The organism is Methylomonas sp. 11b, assembly GCF_000515215.1.
Taxonomy (GTDB): domain Bacteria; phylum Pseudomonadota; class Gammaproteobacteria; order Methylococcales; family Methylomonadaceae; genus Methylomonas.
This window is the reverse complement of record NZ_KI911557.1, coordinates 3,757,827-3,773,730: the sequence shown is the minus strand read 5'-3', so window position 1 is coordinate 3,773,730 and position 15,904 is coordinate 3,757,827. Positions and strand designations below refer to the sequence as shown.

At 51.4% G+C, this 15,904-nt stretch carries 17 protein-coding genes; 10 read left to right on the top strand and 7 right to left on the bottom strand.

The window, feature by feature from the left end; genetic code table 11:
* The first annotated feature begins 15 nt into the window (after positions 1-15).
* From gpmI to METH11B_RS0118090, 3 genes are all read left to right on the top strand, one after another.
* A complete protein-coding gene (gpmI, locus tag METH11B_RS0118100) occupies positions 16-1,656 on the top strand; it encodes a 2,3-bisphosphoglycerate-independent phosphoglycerate mutase (protein WP_026603233.1) in 1,641 nt (546 codons plus the stop codon).
* 113 nt (positions 1,657-1,769) lie between these two features.
* Positions 1,770-2,567 (top strand): cobalamin-binding protein, encoded by a 798-nt coding sequence (locus tag METH11B_RS0118095; protein WP_026603232.1) that lies wholly within the window; start codon positions 1,770-1,772, stop codon positions 2,565-2,567.
* 184 nt (positions 2,568-2,751) lie between these two features.
* Positions 2,752-3,093, top strand: coding sequence for a hypothetical protein (locus METH11B_RS0118090; protein WP_026603231.1), 342 nt, complete (start codon positions 2,752-2,754; stop codon positions 3,091-3,093).
* Between the two features lie 138 nt (positions 3,094-3,231).
* Here the strand turns inward: METH11B_RS0118090 and METH11B_RS0118085 are convergent, their stop codons facing one another.
* Positions 3,232-4,440, bottom strand: a complete 1,209-nt coding sequence (locus tag METH11B_RS0118085) for an HD-GYP domain-containing protein (RefSeq protein WP_026603230.1) — start codon at positions 4,438-4,440, stop codon at positions 3,232-3,234.
* Between METH11B_RS0118085 and METH11B_RS29220 the strand changes: the two genes are divergently transcribed.
* Both METH11B_RS29220 and METH11B_RS0118080 read left to right on the top strand, forming a co-directional pair.
* Complete coding sequence (locus tag METH11B_RS29220) at positions 4,433-4,699, top strand: hypothetical protein (RefSeq protein WP_155931139.1); 267 nt, start codon at positions 4,433-4,435, stop codon at positions 4,697-4,699. The two genes, METH11B_RS0118085 and METH11B_RS29220, sit on opposite strands and share 8 nt — an antisense overlap.
* A gap of 45 nt (positions 4,700-4,744) precedes the next feature.
* The gene (locus METH11B_RS0118080; protein ID WP_026603229.1) at positions 4,745-5,152 is read left to right on the top strand and encodes a DUF805 domain-containing protein; all 408 of its coding nucleotides are present in this window, start codon (positions 4,745-4,747) and stop codon (positions 5,150-5,152) included.
* 242 nt (positions 5,153-5,394) lie between these two features.
* Here the strand turns inward: METH11B_RS0118080 and METH11B_RS0118075 are convergent, their stop codons facing one another.
* Entirely contained in the window at positions 5,395-5,664 is a 270-nt protein-coding gene (locus METH11B_RS0118075; RefSeq protein WP_020483470.1) for a hypothetical protein, read from the bottom strand.
* A gap of 577 nt (positions 5,665-6,241) precedes the next feature.
* On the opposite strand from METH11B_RS0118075, the gene METH11B_RS0118070 reads away from it, so the two are divergent.
* Positions 6,242-7,024: a symmetrical bis(5'-nucleosyl)-tetraphosphatase gene (locus tag METH11B_RS0118070; protein ID WP_026603228.1), complete on the top strand. Its 783-nt coding sequence runs from the start codon at positions 6,242-6,244 to the stop codon at positions 7,022-7,024.
* 50 nt (positions 7,025-7,074) lie between these two features.
* Here the strand turns inward: METH11B_RS0118070 and METH11B_RS0118065 are convergent, their stop codons facing one another.
* Positions 7,075-7,800 carry a pentapeptide repeat-containing protein gene (locus tag METH11B_RS0118065; protein WP_026603227.1) on the bottom strand — a complete coding sequence of 242 codons (726 nt, stop codon included), beginning with the start codon at positions 7,798-7,800 and terminating at the stop codon, positions 7,075-7,077.
* A gap of 191 nt (positions 7,801-7,991) precedes the next feature.
* Between METH11B_RS0118065 and METH11B_RS26965 the strand changes: the two genes are divergently transcribed.
* Both METH11B_RS26965 and METH11B_RS0118055 read left to right on the top strand, forming a co-directional pair.
* Positions 7,992-8,261 carry a hypothetical protein gene (locus METH11B_RS26965; RefSeq protein WP_036276149.1) on the top strand — a complete coding sequence of 90 codons (270 nt, stop codon included), beginning with the start codon at positions 7,992-7,994 and terminating at the stop codon, positions 8,259-8,261.
* A 132-nt stretch (positions 8,262-8,393) separates the two neighbouring features.
* Positions 8,394-10,424 carry a methyl-accepting chemotaxis protein gene (locus tag METH11B_RS0118055; protein ID WP_026603225.1) on the top strand — a complete coding sequence of 677 codons (2,031 nt, stop codon included), beginning with the start codon at positions 8,394-8,396 and terminating at the stop codon, positions 10,422-10,424.
* 52 nt (positions 10,425-10,476) lie between these two features.
* Here METH11B_RS0118055 and METH11B_RS0118050 read toward each other — a convergent pair whose 3' ends face one another.
* From METH11B_RS0118050 to orn, 4 genes are all read right to left on the bottom strand, one after another.
* Positions 10,477-10,866, bottom strand: coding sequence for a group I truncated hemoglobin (locus tag METH11B_RS0118050; protein ID WP_026603224.1), 390 nt, complete (start codon positions 10,864-10,866; stop codon positions 10,477-10,479).
* Positions 10,867-11,023: 157 nt separating this feature from the next.
* Positions 11,024-12,295 carry a serine--tRNA ligase gene (gene serS / locus METH11B_RS0118045; protein WP_026603223.1) on the bottom strand — a complete coding sequence of 424 codons (1,272 nt, stop codon included), beginning with the start codon at positions 12,293-12,295 and terminating at the stop codon, positions 11,024-11,026.
* A gap of 42 nt (positions 12,296-12,337) precedes the next feature.
* Positions 12,338-13,045 (bottom strand): fluoride efflux transporter CrcB, encoded by a 708-nt coding sequence (crcB, locus tag METH11B_RS0118040; RefSeq protein WP_026603222.1) that lies wholly within the window; start codon positions 13,043-13,045, stop codon positions 12,338-12,340.
* Positions 13,045-13,590 carry an oligoribonuclease gene (orn, locus tag METH11B_RS0118035; protein WP_036277782.1) on the bottom strand — a complete coding sequence of 182 codons (546 nt, stop codon included), beginning with the start codon at positions 13,588-13,590 and terminating at the stop codon, positions 13,045-13,047. Before orn ends, crcB begins: the two co-directional genes overlap by 1 nt.
* 89 nt (positions 13,591-13,679) lie before the next feature.
* Between orn and METH11B_RS0118030 the strand changes: the two genes are divergently transcribed.
* Positions 13,680-14,930 (top strand): M48 family metallopeptidase, encoded by a 1,251-nt coding sequence (locus METH11B_RS0118030; RefSeq protein WP_026603220.1) that lies wholly within the window; start codon positions 13,680-13,682, stop codon positions 14,928-14,930.
* Positions 14,930-15,841 carry a ribosome small subunit-dependent GTPase A gene (gene rsgA, locus METH11B_RS0118025; protein WP_026603219.1) on the top strand — a complete coding sequence of 304 codons (912 nt, stop codon included), beginning with the start codon at positions 14,930-14,932 and terminating at the stop codon, positions 15,839-15,841. The genes METH11B_RS0118030 and rsgA overlap by 1 nt, the downstream gene beginning before the upstream one ends.
* The last annotated feature ends 63 nt before the right edge of the window (positions 15,842-15,904 follow it).

Sequence of the window (15,904 nt, the reverse complement as noted above, 5' to 3'; positions counted from 1 at the left end):
CCATTGAATAACACCATGAAATTAGCAAAATCTTCCCGTTTTCCCGCCTCCCCCGGTCCTGTCGTTACCATCGTGCTGGACGGCGTCGGCATTTCGCCGCGCGAAGATGGCGATGCAGTCAAAGCCGCGCGCACACCTAATCTGGACCGTTACATGGCCAGCTATCCAATGATCAAACTGCTAGCGCACGGCACCGCTGTCGGCATGCCCAGCGACGAAGACATGGGCAATAGCGAAGTTGGACACAATGCCTTCGGCGCCGGCCGGGTGTTCGCGCAAGGCGCCAAATTGGTCGCCGAATCCATCAGCAGCGGCCACCTCTGGCAAGGCCAAGCCTGGCACGACGTGATCGCCACCGCCAAGCAAGGCGGCACTTTACATTTCTTAGGTCTGTTCTCCGACGGTAACGTGCATTCGCATATCGACCATCTGAAAGCGATGATCGAGCAGGCAAAGCAAGAAGGCGTAGCCAAAGTGCGCTTGCATATCCTGTTGGATGGCCGCGATGTCGGCGAGACTTCTGCGTTGGAGTATGTCGATCCGTTTGAAGCTTACCTGGAAGGCTTGCGCAGCTCTGAGTTCGACGTGGCGATTGCCTCCGGCGGTGGCCGCATGCAAATCACCATGGATCGTTATGAAGCAGACTGGAGCATGGTGAAACGCGGCTGGGACATTCACGTACTGGGTCTGGGCAGACAATTTGCCAGCGCCCACGAAGCGATTGAAACCTTCCGCAACGAAGCCAACGTCATCGACCAAGATTTGCCCGGTTTCGTAATTGCCAAAGACGGCCAACCGCTAGGCACTATCGTTGACGGCGATGCGGTGGTGTTTTTTAACTTCCGAGGCGACCGGTCTATCGAAATTTCCCGGGCCTTTATCGAAGAGCAATTCAGCCCATTCGAGCGCGGCCCGCTGCCGAAAGTGACTTACGCCGGCATGATGCAGTACGACGGCGATACCAAATTACCGCCGCGCTTTCTGGTGGAACCACCGACCATCGACCGCACTCTCGGCGAATATTTAGCCAAAAACGGTATCAGCCAATATGCGATCAGCGAAACTCAAAAATTCGGTCACGTGACGTATTTTTGGAACGGTAACCGCTCCGGTAAATTCGACGAGGCTTCCGAAACTTATGTCGAAATCCCCAGCGACGTGGTGCCGTTCGAACAACGGCCGTGGATGAAATGCGCGGAGATCACCGACGCCCTGATCGACGCGGTGCGCAGCGGTAAATACAAATACCTGCGGGTCAATTATGCCAACGGCGACATGGTCGGCCACACCGGCAATTTCGAAGCGGCGGTTACCGCGATGCAAGGCCTGGATCTGCAATTGGCACGTTTGATTCCGGTGATTCTGGAAATGAACGGCACCGCGATCATCACCGCCGACCACGGCAACGCCGACGAAATGTACGAGCTCGACAAGAAAGGCAATGTCACGCGCAATGCCGAAGGCCGCGCTAAAGCCAAAACCTCCCACACCTTAAACCCGGTGCCGTTTGTGTTGATCTCCGGAGAAAACCCAGGTTACACATTGCGCCAGGATTTACCGAAAGCCGGTCTATCCAATGTAGCGGCAACCGTTTTAAATCTGTTGGGTTTTGATGCGCCGGAAGATTACGATCCTAGTCTGATCGAAGCCAACTAAGACCAAACCGCTCTGGACCTAAAAGCCGCCTACCGGCTACACGCTGTTGGGCGGTTTTTATTGTCCGCAGCAAACTGAGTTAACGCCTCTGATTACCTAATTTGGATTGCCAAATGGATTACCCTGAACGCATCGTCTGTTTAACCGACGAAACCACCGAAACCTTGTATTTGTTAGGCGAGCAAGCGCGCATCGTTGGTATCTCCGGCTATACCGTCAGGCCGGCACAGGCTCGCAAGGAAAAACCCAAAGTCTCGGCATTTACCAGCGCCAAAATCGATAAAATTCTGGCGCTGCAACCGGATTTGGTGCTCGGATTTTCCAATTTGCAGGCCGACATCGCCGCGGATTTAATCCGGGCCGGCGTAGAAGTACACGTTTTTAACCAACGCTCGGTGGACGGCATTTTGCGAATGATTGGCTTGCTGGGAGCTATGGTCGGCGCTCCGGAAAAGGCCGCTGTGCTAGTGGCGCAATACCGGCAGCAACTGGAAACAACCCGCCAACACAGCCTAAGGTTTGCCAAACGGCCGAAGGTGTATTTTGAAGAATGGGACGAGCCGATGATTTCCGGCATTCGCTGGGTATCGGAGTTGATTGGCATCGCCGGTGGCGAGGACTGTTTTGCCGAATTGTCCACCGAACATTCCGCCAAACAACGCATCATTGCTGATCCCCAGGAAGTCGTGCGCCGCGCGCCGGATATTATCATCGGCTCCTGGTGCGGCAAAAAATTCCGCCCGGATCATCTAGCTGCTCGCCCCGGTTGGGATAGCATTCCGGCCGTGCAACAGCAGCGGGTTTACGAGATTAAGTCTTGCGATATTTTACAACCCGGCCCGGCGGCACTCAGCGACGGTTTGGACCAGTTGTGCCGGATCATCAATGATTGGCAGCGAGATTTTAATTAGCCTAACAGGCACTCAAACACCGTCAATAGCGCAGAAAATTGCTGTTAATTAATCACGCCGGATCAGATGGAATAGTTCATATAAAAGTCCAAGCTTAAATCTTAATATCCTCTTCGAAAGGGATTATTCATGCCGCCCCACATCCCAGGGAGCTTGATCAATTAAATCATCGAAGAGGTATCACATGAAAACCCCAAAATTATTTGTCCTATCCGCCGTTTTGTTCGGCGCCAGCGCCATTTCCCATGCCCAGCCGACCGGCGGCGGCACGACACCAAAACCGGTATGCAAAACGTTTGATATTCCCACGATTATTTGTCCGGACGGTTGGACCATAGCCGACGACCTGAGCAACGGCACCAATAAATGTACAACCGGTTTTATCAAAAGAACGTTCTGCAAAAATGTTGCTGCGCGCAGTGGTTTTCAAGGTAACGTAGAAGTCATCAACACCGGCTCCAAACTGTTTGAATTTGTGCAGCCAGTCGATGAATCAGGTGACCCCATAGCCAAAGAAGCCGAATAAACTGATTTTGCTTTTTAAATCGACTATCTAACCTGTATTGAGCTGACGAAAGTAGCTCAATACAGCGTCATAAAATCAGACGGCAACTTCAGCTTGGCTCAAGCCCTCCATCAAATTTTTGGCTTATCTGAACCGTAACTATAAATAGCGCTGAGGATCGACCCCGCACTTCGCGGGTACCTCAAACGAAGTGATGCGGTCATGGCAATCGGGTTTGGACAGATCGAAATCTGCGGGAGGTGTGTAGCAGCGAGTCCGGGCATTGAATACCACCCTTACCCTGGGATGCAGCAGGTTTTCATGATGTTGTTCCACTACGACGGCCAGATAGCCGCTCTCCAGTCGCACCAAGGTGCCGACCGGGTAAATGCCGATGCTGCGGATAAATTGATGTACCAGTGTCAGATTGAAATGGTGGTCACTCCATTCCAGCAATTTTCTTAACACTTCCGTGGGTTCGATGCCGGTGTGATAGATACGCGTGGAGGTCAGCGCATCGTACACATCCACCACCGATGCCATCTGCCCATACAGGCTGATTTCATCGCCCTTCAAACCCAATGGATAACCGCTGCCGTCAAAACACTCGTGATGCTCAGCCGCGACACTTAAGGTAATGGGTGAAAGACCCGGCGTTTTCTCCAACACCTGGCAGCCGTAGCTTACATGCTTCTTCATGATCTCAAATTCGCTTTCCGTCAGCTTTCCAGGTTTATTGAGGATGTTATTCGGCACCTGCATTTTGCCGATGTCGTGCAACAAACCGCCAAGGCCGACCTGTTCGATGAGTTTGCGGTCTATATCCAAGGCTCTGCAAAAGCTAATCAGCAGCGTGCCCACCGCAACGGAATGCTGAAAAGTATATTTATCGGCCTGCTTGATTCTGAGCAGACTGACAATGGCATCCGGGTTCCGAAAAATCGACTCGATGATGCCGGAAACCACCGGTTCAACCTGCTCCAATTGAACCTGCTTACCCAAGCGACAATCCTGTAGGACGTTGTGTACGATGCGATTGGCTTCGCGGCAGACTTGCTTGGCTTTAACCCGTTCCTTTTCGACGCTTACCAGCGGCGGCGGCACGCGCTTAAGCGTGCGCCCCAAATGCTGCATATGCTCGTCTAGCTGCCGGTTTACTTCATGCATAGTCGGAGCTTCCGGCATATCCGGTCCGAGTGCGGTATCAATGTAGACCTGGCGAATGCCGTAGGCGGCGATTTTTTCGATGTCTTGAGCGGATTCGATCAAAAAGCTGTTGCGCAAAAACGGGTGGTTTATCCACGGACAGTTGATGTCGTGGATGAACATCTTGGGCTTCAGGTCGGCTACATCAATTTTTTTGATCATTGCGCATTTGCCTGCCGAATTGCGACTGAATTGCGGTACGTTTATTAACCCGGGGCTTAAATTCCCTGGAATCGTGATTCCCGCGAAGCCGCAGGCGACGATATTGAAGGGCCGGATTCATAGCGGGTTAGCTGTAAGTGTATCAGCAGTGGTCGTGGCCATAGCAGTAACCAATAAAGCCACTAAAACAATCCCTAATCCTCGTGCCGGGATCATCAAAAAACACGCAAAAATTGGCAATCGCCAGCCGCTGAGCTAACCTAGACGATCCCGTTAACTGCTAATTTAGGGAATACACAGAACCATGCTGCGTTACGACCGCTCTCGATATATAGCTTTAGGGCTGCCAGCTTTGCTGAATGCTTTGGCACTACCCTTGTATGCGCATCAGATAACGACCAGCGGGTCGTCCGACGAATATGCCGTGCCGTTTTACCTGATTATCGCCTTGGCATGCGGCTTATTCGGTGTATCCGCCATGATAAAACGCTGCCGCGACATCGGCTCTTCGGCCTGGGGAATATTGCTCGGATTTTTGTTCGCGCCGCCGCTGATGCTGTTGGTCGCTTTGGTATTAATATTCGCCCCCAGCAATCCGTCGGCAGACCAACTCGAAGCTCCGGCCTTGCGCCCTACTTTCGATATCTGGTTTACCGGCTTTCTGTTATTGGTAAGCCCGTGGATGCCGGTGCTATTAGTAAGGGCTTTGTAAACGCGTATTCCAATCAGCTGGTTTGAACCTTTTCAAGATTATCAACCATGCCCTTAGACGCCCCTAAAGCCTTGGTTCCCGGATAGGCAAGAATCTGTTAATCCGACCCTTAATTATCGTCGCTCCCGCGCCGATGGGAACCCAACGGTAATCTTGGATCCCCACTTTCACGAGAATGGCGGCGACGGGCTTATTCGGTCGATACAAGCGGAACGCCCGAAGGCGTCCGCCAAGAGTTGAGCTCATTTTGTATTTCTGGGATAGCTGTAAATAGCTTGTCCATAGGCCTTATCGACATAAATCATATCTTTTTCCGCTACCACAACAGGCGCAAGCGGATTGGGATAACTATGTATGCCGCGATTGTGCGCGGGATTGTCGTAAACCACTTCAGCAACCCAACTATTTAAAAAGCCGCCGGAGGCGATGCGATCACCCTGTGCTTGAACACTTGTCGAAACAAGAGCGGCAGTAAGGACGATAGCAACTTGGATGGTGTTTAAGGTTTTCATGATAAGTCTCCTGGTAATAATTGTTATGAACCCGGCCGTATCTGCTATTGACACTCCGTTCGGTAAGAACAGTATTTTCCGACTGGGTTAATAAATCACTGGAAATCTGATTGGAAATTCAACCGATCCAGCTTGGGGACCATTGTGAACAAACCCCTGCAACAAATAAAATTGATTGTTTTTATAGCTTCAATAGATTTTACATATAGTAAATTCCTTCCCGACTTGTCGAATATAACGGCGTTCTCAGTATCGCCAGCGGGGATGATTGGCTTTGTTCATCAGCGCTGCAAAACCTGTCGATTACTTTACATTTCACACGCAAAACTGCGGATTTGGCGGGGAACGAACCAGATTTACCCAGTTAAGTCCCAACACCCTATTGCCGACTTTTCATCTGTTTCCAACGAATAATCAGTGAGTTGGCAGGATCATCACCGCCAGAAATCCGGCGCCAAGACTGATGGCATCAAAATTGATAGCGTTTAACGATAAGATGGAAATCTCCCGGCCTTGCGCTGACCTTCCGGTCATGGCCGGGCATTTGTTCAGACATGGCTTTGGAATTTAAATACCTATGACCACCTATGCCATCGGCAGCGTAAACGGCGATTACCAAAGACTTATGCAACTTCTGACGACTATCGGCTTCGATCCGTTGGAAGACCGGGTATGGTTTGCCGGCAATCTTGTCAATCAAGGGCCGGAATCTTTGCAGGTACTGCGTTACGTTAAAAGCCTGGGCAAGGCGGCAGTCGTGGTATTGGGCAAACAAGAACTCCATCTCCTCAGCGTTGCGCTCGGCTACGCCCAATTGGGCCCGGACGATACTTTGGATGAAATTCTTAACACACCGGACCGGGACGAGTTATTGAAATGGCTGCGGCTGCGCAGCCTGATTCATCACGATTCCAAGCTTAATTTTACGTTGGTGAATGCCGGTCTTCCTGGCGAATGGACTTTCAGCCAGGCGCTGACTTTTGCGTATGAAGTGGAATCGGTTTTATCGGGAAGCAATTACGCGGCGTTTCTGGAAAACCGCAAGCAAGACCAGTCGCGCTGGCATGCCAAACTGCGCGGCTGGAAACGACTGAATTTTATTGCCAATGCTTACACGCAAATGGCGTATTGTAACGAGCAAGGCAAGCTGGATTTTAAAGCAACGGGCTCAGTCTATTCTCAACCAGCCGGTTTAATGCCTTGGTATCGTGTACCCAACCGACTGACATCGCAATTGAACATAGTTTTTGCCGATGACGCGCATTTTGCCGATAGTGATTGCGTGGGCTTCTATCCGCTGCCCGCTTTGTCGGCGTTGTCATTATCGACACCCGGCGAAATGATCGCAGCAATGTCTTAATGAGCGTTTGTTTGAACTCAGCCTGTCCTGCCGGACCGGCCAATTTAAACTCATTTTTTAAAGCCCAGGGCTGTATCGGCCCCTTTCACATTACTCAAATTTGCGTCATCAAAGTTGGCACTTCTAAAATCCGCGCCGGAAATGGTCGCACCGTCTAAATTAGCACCGGACAAGTCCGCCCAGATAAACTGACCTCCGCTTAAATTGGCATGGCGGAGCGATGTATTGCTCATCAGCGCATAATTAAAATTAGCGCCGCTCAAATCCGCATCGTTCAGTATCGCATTGTTGATTTCCAGCTTATCGCGCAGTTGCCGCGGACTCGCGGAATTGGGACCTAAATTGGCCTGTGCTAATTTGGCGCCCGCGAAATTAACATTGTTCAGCGATCCGGTCACACGACTGCGGCTCAGGTCCGCGCCCGATAAGTCGGCATAGTCCATCAGCACGCCATATAAGCTGGCATAGGATAAATTGGCATTCTGCAAATTCGCATTACGCATCTGCGCAAGATTCAGATTGACACCTACCAACCTAGCCGCCGTTAGCTTTGCACCGTCAAGATTGCTGGAAAACAAGTCGGCTTTATTGAAATCGATCCCGGATAAATCCAAACCCGACAGGTCTTTCTTGATCAAGTTCGGCCGCTGACTGCCGGCTTCAGCTATAATCGCGATAACACCTTCTCGAGTGAGTTCCGCGGAAGCGCATGGCAATAGCCAAAAACCCAAACTGAAAGCTACCAATGTTTGGCAAACACCGGAATCGTATTGCATAACTACTCCTCAAAGCGGGTTAAACGGTCACAAGGACCGCCATCTTGCGAGTTTCAGTGCATCATAATCCAATAAATCAGGCTTTAGGCAAATTTTCCCGCCGGATAGAAACTACTTCAGGCCAGTCATGATTAAGGGCTTACCGGCAAGCTATATACTTTTCGCAACACAACCAAGGTAGGCTTTATACCGTGAACGCGTTCTGTCATAAATTATTGAGTTTGGCACTGATACTAGCGCTACCCGGTTTAGGCTGTTTCAGCTATTACACGCTTGAAGAAGCCGGTCCAAACACCGCGCTACCGGCGTTAGCGTTCATGATAGCGTATCCGGCCCTACTGATTTCCCTGACAATCCTCATCATGCTGCGAGTTTCGAAAAAACCGTCCCGTCCAGGCACTTGGCTGGCGGGAAGCTGTTTAATCATTTCGGCGGCGATCCTGCTGATTGCCCGCCTGTAGAACATAAAACTGCTTAACAAGCTCACCGCCGCGCTAAGCCGCCGATTAAATTTACTAGATACTTTCCAAAAAACATAAAACAACTATAGTTGCCTGCAAACGCGCCTCAACAACATCGCCAGGATCTTAACTATGGATTTTGTTATTTCGCCCGCAATCGCTTTGATGGATAGGCTCCGCTATCCCGCAAAATTTGCGCTGCTATTCAGCATCGTGCTGATCCCCATGCTGTTCATGGCAGGCACCTTGGTCAGGCAATTTCAGACGGAAATCGACTCCTTGGAGCGAGAACGCCATGGCCTAAGTTACATCGCCGCCCTCAGAAAACCAATCGAGCACATTCAACAGCATCGGGGCATGACCAGCGCGTTTCGTAACGGCGCGACCCAATTTAAGGAACGCATCACTAGTAAACGCGAAGAAATCGATGGCTATTTTACGGAACTTGAAAAAACCGACCGTGAACTGCATGACGCCTTGCAAACCGACAGCATGCTCGCCAAGCTCAGCCAACAATGGAACGACATCAAAACACATTCCCAGGATCAAGAGTTAAGTGCAGCGATAACCGCTCATAACGTTTTGATTGCCGATGGTTTGAAGCTACTAAACCATATTTCGAATACATCCGGCATCATCCTCGACCCCAAGCTCGATAGTTTTCATATGGGATTCGTACTAACGTCCGATTTGCCCGAATTAATCGAAGTGATGGGGCAAGCGCGGGCTCTGGCCTCCGGCATCGCAGCCAAGGGTAGCTACACGCCGCAAACATTAACCAAGTTGTTAATCTTAATCGCCAATATAGAAACCCATGCCCGCAAGGTGGATGAAGGCTTGGCCGTGGCGTTTGCGGAAAATCCCGAGGTGTCGCGAAATTTGCGCGGCACCAATGAAAACTACCAAACAGCCTTACAAACCATGCTCGGTTTATTACGCCAGCAATTGGTCGAAAGCGAAACCATTTCTGTTGGTAGCGACACAGTATTCGAAACCTCCACCCAAGCCATCACCCAGTCTTACCAACTTTACACCGGACTGATAGCGGAACTCGACCTGCTTTTTCGCACCCGCAGCGCGGCGGCTGACCGATTTTTACAATTTACGCTGGCCGGACTACTCGGGGTGTTGTTGGTGGTCATTGTGTTATTGCTGGGCTTGACCAAGTCGGTCAGTCGCAACATAACCGCTATTAACATCGCGACTAAACGCGTTGCCCAAAACGACCTGAGCGCGAGAGTACATATCGATGCCAACGATGAAATGCGGGAGATTGCCGAAAACTTCAACGCCATGATAGACACCAGTTCGGCTTTGCTGAGGGAAATCATTCATACCAGTGCCGAATTGCATACGTCGGCGCAAAAAGTCTACACAGTTGCCAGCCAAAGCGCGATTCATCTCGACCGGCAACGCGAAGAAACCACCTCGGTCGCGACGGCGGTCAACCAGATGAGCGCTACCATCCAGGACGTTGCCTCCACCACCAATACGGCGGCCCAAGCGGCCAGCACCGCTAACGAGCAAACAAAAAACGGTCAAAGCATAGTGGCAAGCGCCACAATATCGATCAGCCAATTGGCTAAAGACATCGAAGGCGCCGCCAATGTGATTCAAAGCCTTGAAAAAAGCAGCGAATCCATAGGCTCCTTGGTGGACGTGATTAAAAGTATCGCCGAACAAACCAACTTATTGGCCTTGAACGCCGCCATTGAAGCCGCCCGCGCCGGCGAACACGGGCGCGGTTTTGCGGTAGTGGCGGATGAAGTTCGCAGCCTGGCAAGCCGTACCCAAGAATCAACTGCAGTAATCGAGAACATGATAGGCGAATTACAGGCCGGATCGCGCGAGGCGGTCGCTGTGATGCGGCAAAGCCGTACGCAAGCTCATATAGGTGTGGAGAAATCTCGGGAGGCGATGCAATCCCTGGAAGCGATCAGCCAATCGGTGGAAACTATCGACGCGATGAACCTGCAAATTGCCAGCGCGGCCGAAGAACAAACGGCCGTGACCGAGGAAATCAATCGGAATATCGTCCACATTACCAATTTATCGGAACACACCAGTAACGGGGCGAATCAGACTACCTCTGAAGCCCACCAGTTGAATCAGCTGGCGGAAAACTTACAAAAACTAACCACGCAATTCAAACTGAATATCTAGCAGGAGAAGCCGCTACCCGATTTGCGCAGGCGACCAGGTAGCGGAACCAATTTTATTTACCGAGTACTTCGCCTCTAACGCTTTCTACCAGTGCCGCAGCTTCCGCAATGAGTTCGGCAGGCACATTCAGCTCTTGCATGGTTGCGCCCAGATGTTCCATGACGGCATCGTAATGGGAGTCGTTCAAACCCATTTTCACCAAGCGTGCGTGGCCGTCGCGCAAGGAACGTCCGGTGTAGTTGTTGGGGCCGCCGAAAGCCACCGTCATAAAGGTTTTTAAATGCTCGGCTTGTTTAGCCATGTCGGTTCTTTCAAAAAAGCGGTTGATTCGATAATCACCCAGCACTTTGCCGTAGAACACATCGACCGCCGCGTTGACTGCCGCTTCGCCGCCGATACGTTCATATAAAGATGGTCCTTGTACTTCGTTTGCTTCACTCATGTTACCCCCTCATTATAATTTTCTAATTTTCGAGGCGGCGTCTAAACCGGCAAACTATTGATTTTGACTGATTTAGCGGCCTCGGCGGCGATGATACCCGATGATAGTTTCGCATCCAAACTATTTCACCGCCGCCAAAGACCCGACTGGTTGTAAGTTATTGAATCTTTTCGAGACCTCCCAGATAAGGTCGCAAAGCTTCCGGCACAGTGATCGAACCGTCTTCGTTTTGATAATTTTCCATCACCGCGATTAAGGTCCGTCCAGCCGCCAATCCCGAGCCGTTTAAGGTATGCACCAATTCAGGTTTACCGGTTTCCGGATTGCGCCAGCGCGCTTGTAAACGCCGCGCCTGGAAATCCTTGAAGTTACTGCATGAAGAAATTTCGCGGTATTTTTGCTGGCCGGGCAACCAGACTTCCAAATCGTAGGTTTTGGACGATGAAAAGCCGGTGTCGCCCGCGCACAGCAACACCTTACGGTACGGCAGGTTCAGCTTTTTCAGAATGGTTTCGGCATGGGCGGTCAATTCTTCATGCGCTTGCTCCGATTGCTCCGGCGTGACGATTTGCACCAACTCGACCTTTTCGAATTGATGCTGACGAATCATGCCTCGTACGTCGCTGCCGTATGCGCCGGCTTCGCTGCGGAAACACGGTGAATGACAAACGAATTTCAACGGCATTTGCTTGGCTTCGACAATCACATCGCGGACGATGTTGGTGACCGGCACTTCGGCGGTCGGGATCAAATAAAACGTCGGATCGTTTTGGACCGTGAACAGATCTGCTTCGAACTTGGGTAATTGGCCAGTACCGCGCAAACTGTCGGCATTAGCCAAAAACGGTACATAGGTTTCCTGATAACCATGTTCGTTGATATGCGTATTCAGCATCAGTTGAATAATTGCGCGCTGCAAAGTGGCCAGTTTGCCGGCCAATACCACGAAACGGGCGCTGGCAATCTTGGCGCCCAGTTCGAAATTCATGCCCAATGGCTCGCCCAAATCGACGTGGTCTTTTGTGGTAAACGCAAACTGCCGAGGCTCACCCCAACGGCTGACTTCCTGATTGTCCGCATCGCTTTTACCGGCCGGCACCGCTTCGTCGAGAATATTGGGAATGCCTTCCATTAGGACACTCAATTGGTTTTGAATGTCGTTCAACTCAGATTCTGCGGCTTTCAGTTGATCGCCCAAATCCGCGACTTGATCCAGCAGGGGTTGCACGTCTTCGCCCTTGGCCTTAGCTTGGCCGATGGCTTTAGAACGGGTGTTGCGTTCGTTTTGCAGCTCCTGGGTTTTGACCTGAACCTCTTTACGCCGGTCTTCCAGGGCTTGATAGGCAGCGGCATCGAATTGAAAACCGCGTCTTTGCAATTGTTGTAAAACCAGTTCCAGGTCGCTTCGAAATAAACGGGGGTCTAGCATGGTGATGAATATCCTGAATTGAAGAAAGAGAGAAAACGGCGGCTATACCTGCTTGCCCAGCCACAAGCCAAGCCAAAGCGCAGCAGTGCAAAAAACGACATTACTCAAAAAAACGGTCAGCATTGCCCCCATATGCGATTCAAAGGAATGGCCGCTTTCCAGCAGGTAGAGAATTAAATATAAGCCGGACAGGGTGATGAATAAACCAATCAGCACGGTCACTAAAATAGCCCGGTATTCTATTGAAACGGACAGTTTGTGCATCAACACCGTGGCGACGATGCCGATCAAAAACGCGCCGATGCCATTAACCAGCGTCAAGGCATAAGGAAACGGCCAATCGAACAGGCGGAATGTACCTTGCGAATAGAAAAATAACCCTTTGCCTAGCGCCAGACCGGCCCATACGGCCAACAGACACCCAAACACGCTGGCGACAATATTTAGCCCGGCCTTGCTGATTTGACCTTGTTCCAGCAAATAGAAAGTTTCCAGGGAAAAGCTGGAAAAGGTGGTAAAGCCGCCCATCACTCCGACGATAATCGCGGTCCGGTATTCCAACGCTATCGCAAGCCTTTGCAGGATCAGTGCTTCAGTCATCAGCCCGATCAGAAACGAGCCGAGCAAATTTACAGTCAACGTACCGTAAGGAAAGCCCCTACCCAGCCACAAATACACCCCGCTGGAGGCCAGATAGCGCAACATGGAGCCGATGGCGCCGCCCAGTGCGACCGCGAACAATTGCAACATCAGAATTTAAAGAACGTTTCCCGGTAGTACCGCAGTTCTTCGATGGACTCGATAATGTCGTCCAAGGCTTTGTGCGAGGCCTGCTTGTTGAAGCCGTCCTTCAACTGCGGCGCCCAGCGCGCGGCCAATTCTTTCACGGTAGACACATCCAGGTTACGGTAGTGGAAAAACGCTTCTAATTTGGGCATGTAGCGATACAAAAACCGCCTATCCTGACAAATGCTGTTACCGCATATCGGCGAGGTTTTGGCGGGCACCCATTGCTGCAAAAACGCGATGGTGCGAGCCTCCGCTTCGGCAGCATCGATTTTGGAGTCTTTGACCCGCTGAATCAGGCCGGATTGACCATGATGCTGCTGGTTCCAGTCGTCCATTGCCGCCAACGCCGCGTCGGATTGATGCACCGCCATCACCGGCCCTTCGGCCAGGATTTGCAGATTTTTGTCGGTCACTACCGTGGCGATTTCGATGATCAGATCGTTATCAGGATCTAAGCCTGTCATTTCCAGATCGATCCAGATAAGATTGTCGGCATCTTGAGCCATTTTCATTCCATGGTATTAATAATGTTGCGGCAAATTGTAGCATTAGCTAATCTGTACCGCTAATTGTTAACCCCACCTACATAGGCTTGATGAACACGTTTACCGGCATTTTTTTAGTAGCTTTAGTCCTTTCCTACGGCACCCAATTCTGGCTGGCAATGCGCCAGAAATCCTACGTTTTGCAGCATCGTGAGCAGGTGCCGACCGCCTTTCAAGACCGGGTGTCGCTCAGCGCCCACCAAAAGGCTGCCGATTACACCATAGAGAAAAGCAAGCTGGGCGACATCGACAGCGTGATCGGCATGATATTTCTGCTGGCGCTGACCTTGGGTGGCGGCATCAGCCTGGTATTCGATTTCTGGTCGACCTTCGACTTGTCGCCGCTGATAGCGAGTTTGTTCTCAATGGCCAGCATTTTTCTGCTGATGACCGTGATTGAAATCCCGTTCAGCTTGTACCAAACCTTTGTCATCGAAGAAAAATACGGCTTCAATAAAAGCAAACTGCCGCAGTTCGTGAAAGACCAACTGATGTCCATGGGCTTGACGCTGGCGATAGGTTTGCCGATTCTGGCCCTGATTCTGTGGGTAATGGACAGCATCGGCGGCCTCTGGTGGCTTTATGCCTGGGCCATCATCATGAGTTTTTCGCTGTTGATGAGTTGGCTGTTTCCTACTCTAATCGCCCCACTGTTTAACAAATTCGAGCCTATGCAGGAAGGGTCGTTGAAACAACGCATTCAGGGCTTGCTGGAACGTTGCGGCTTTAACAGCCAAGGTATTTTCATCATGGACGGTTCACGCCGTTCCGGTCATGGCAATGCTTATTTCACCGGCTTGGGCAACAACAAGCGCATCGTATTTTTCGATACGCTGGTCAATTCGCTGGACGAGGAAGAATTGGAAGCGGTTTTGGCCCATGAACTGGGCCATTTCAAATGCAAACACACCATCAAAATGCTGGTCGCATCGTCGGTAATGACACTAATCAGCTTTGCAGTCTTGGGCTGGTTGATTACTCAGGATTGGTTCTTTGACGGCCTAGGCGTCAGCACCCACTCCAACGCCGCGGCGCTGTTGCTGTTTATGCTGGTATCGCCTGTCTTCACCACCTTCATGCAACCGATCAGCGCCTATTTTCAACGTAAATTCGAATTCGAAGCCGATGATTTTGCCACCCGCAACGCCCAAGGCAGCAAAATGATTAGCGGCTTGGTGAAACTTTATGAAGAAAACGCCAGCACCCTGACGCCCGACCCACTTTACTCGGCGTTCCATTACAGCCATCCGCCCGCCGCGATCCGCATAGCGCATATCGAAGAAAAGATGCAGTCCGCCTGATGGCAGGCCTGCACGAGGGATTGGTGGTCGCCCATCTCGGCAAGGGTATCGCCGTCGAGGTTAGCGACGACGCTGACAAAGCTGCCGAGCAACTCGTGCTCTGCCAGACTTTACGTAAACTGGACACAGTGGTCGTCGGCGACCGAGTGTTGCTCTCCATGTCCTCCCCCGAGCAAGGCCGCATCGAGCAGATACTGCCCAGGCGCTCGGTGTTGCAGCGTCCCAGCCGCGGCAACGACACGCGGCCGGTAGCGGCTAATCTGGATACCATTTTCATCGTCTTCGCCGCCGAACCGGAATGCGATTTTTTGCTGCTGGATCAATACCTGGCAATCTGCGAAAACTGCAATATCGATGCTGCTTTGGTGTTAAATAAAGTCGATCTGCCGCTGTCACCTTTGGTTGAAGAAGGGTTAGCCTATTATCAAAACTTGGGCTACAGCCTGCATAGAGTCAGTGCCAACCAAAAAATCGGCATAGCCGGCTTGCAACAGGTTTTGGCGCAGCGAACCAGCATGTTCGCCGGCCAATCCGGGGTTGGCAAGTCCTCATTAACTAATGCGCTATTGCCGGATCGGAATTTAAAGATCAACAGCGTCTCTGAAATCACCCGCCACGGTCGCCACACCACTACTGCCGCGACGCTTTACCATTTACCGGGCGGCGGCGATCTGATCGACAGCCCCGGCGTCGCGATATTTGGCTTGGCGGGGTTGTCGGAAGGGCAACTGGCTTGGGGTTATAGAGAGTTTCAGCCGTACATTTCCAAATGCCGCTTCAACGACTGTCGGCACGTCACCGACAAGGATTGCGCGGTGCGGCTGGCCGTAGAAGCGGGGCAAATTGCTTCCGAGCGCTATCAGCGCTTCTTAAAACTCAGAGAAAAGATGCCGCCAGGCAATCGCAACTAATCTCTCCAAACAGATGATTTCGCACCCCGGATCAATTCAATCGGTTCTTGCACGGTATTCTCG

Coding starts and splice junctions, on each gene's coding strand:
- orn (WP_036277782.1), bottom strand. CDS start 13,590: ATGGCTCAAGATGCCGACAATCTTATCTGGATCGATCTGGAAATGACA.
- METH11B_RS0118090 (WP_026603231.1), top strand. CDS start 2,752: ATGAAAACCCCAAAATTATTTGTCCTATCCGCCGTTTTGTTCGGCGCC.
- serS (WP_026603223.1), bottom strand. CDS start 12,295: ATGCTAGACCCCCGTTTATTTCGAAGCGACCTGGAACTGGTTTTACAA.
- METH11B_RS0118095 (WP_026603232.1), top strand. CDS start 1,770: ATGGATTACCCTGAACGCATCGTCTGTTTAACCGACGAAACCACCGAA.
- METH11B_RS0118070 (WP_026603228.1), top strand. CDS start 6,242: ATGACCACCTATGCCATCGGCAGCGTAAACGGCGATTACCAAAGACTT.
- METH11B_RS0118075 (WP_020483470.1), bottom strand. CDS start 5,664: ATGAAAACCTTAAACACCATCCAAGTTGCTATCGTCCTTACTGCCGCT.
- rsgA (WP_026603219.1), top strand. CDS start 14,930: ATGGCAGGCCTGCACGAGGGATTGGTGGTCGCCCATCTCGGCAAGGGT.
- METH11B_RS0118065 (WP_026603227.1), bottom strand. CDS start 7,800: ATGCAATACGATTCCGGTGTTTGCCAAACATTGGTAGCTTTCAGTTTG.
- METH11B_RS0118030 (WP_026603220.1), top strand. CDS start 13,680: ATGAACACGTTTACCGGCATTTTTTTAGTAGCTTTAGTCCTTTCCTAC.
- METH11B_RS0118055 (WP_026603225.1), top strand. CDS start 8,394: ATGGATTTTGTTATTTCGCCCGCAATCGCTTTGATGGATAGGCTCCGC.
- METH11B_RS0118050 (WP_026603224.1), bottom strand. CDS start 10,866: ATGAGTGAAGCAAACGAAGTACAAGGACCATCTTTATATGAACGTATC.
- gpmI (WP_026603233.1), top strand. CDS start 16: ATGAAATTAGCAAAATCTTCCCGTTTTCCCGCCTCCCCCGGTCCTGTC.
- crcB (WP_026603222.1), bottom strand. CDS start 13,045: ATGTTGCAATTGTTCGCGGTCGCACTGGGCGGCGCCATCGGCTCCATG.
- METH11B_RS0118085 (WP_026603230.1), bottom strand. CDS start 4,440: ATGATCAAAAAAATTGATGTAGCCGACCTGAAGCCCAAGATGTTCATC.
- METH11B_RS0118080 (WP_026603229.1), top strand. CDS start 4,745: ATGCTGCGTTACGACCGCTCTCGATATATAGCTTTAGGGCTGCCAGCT.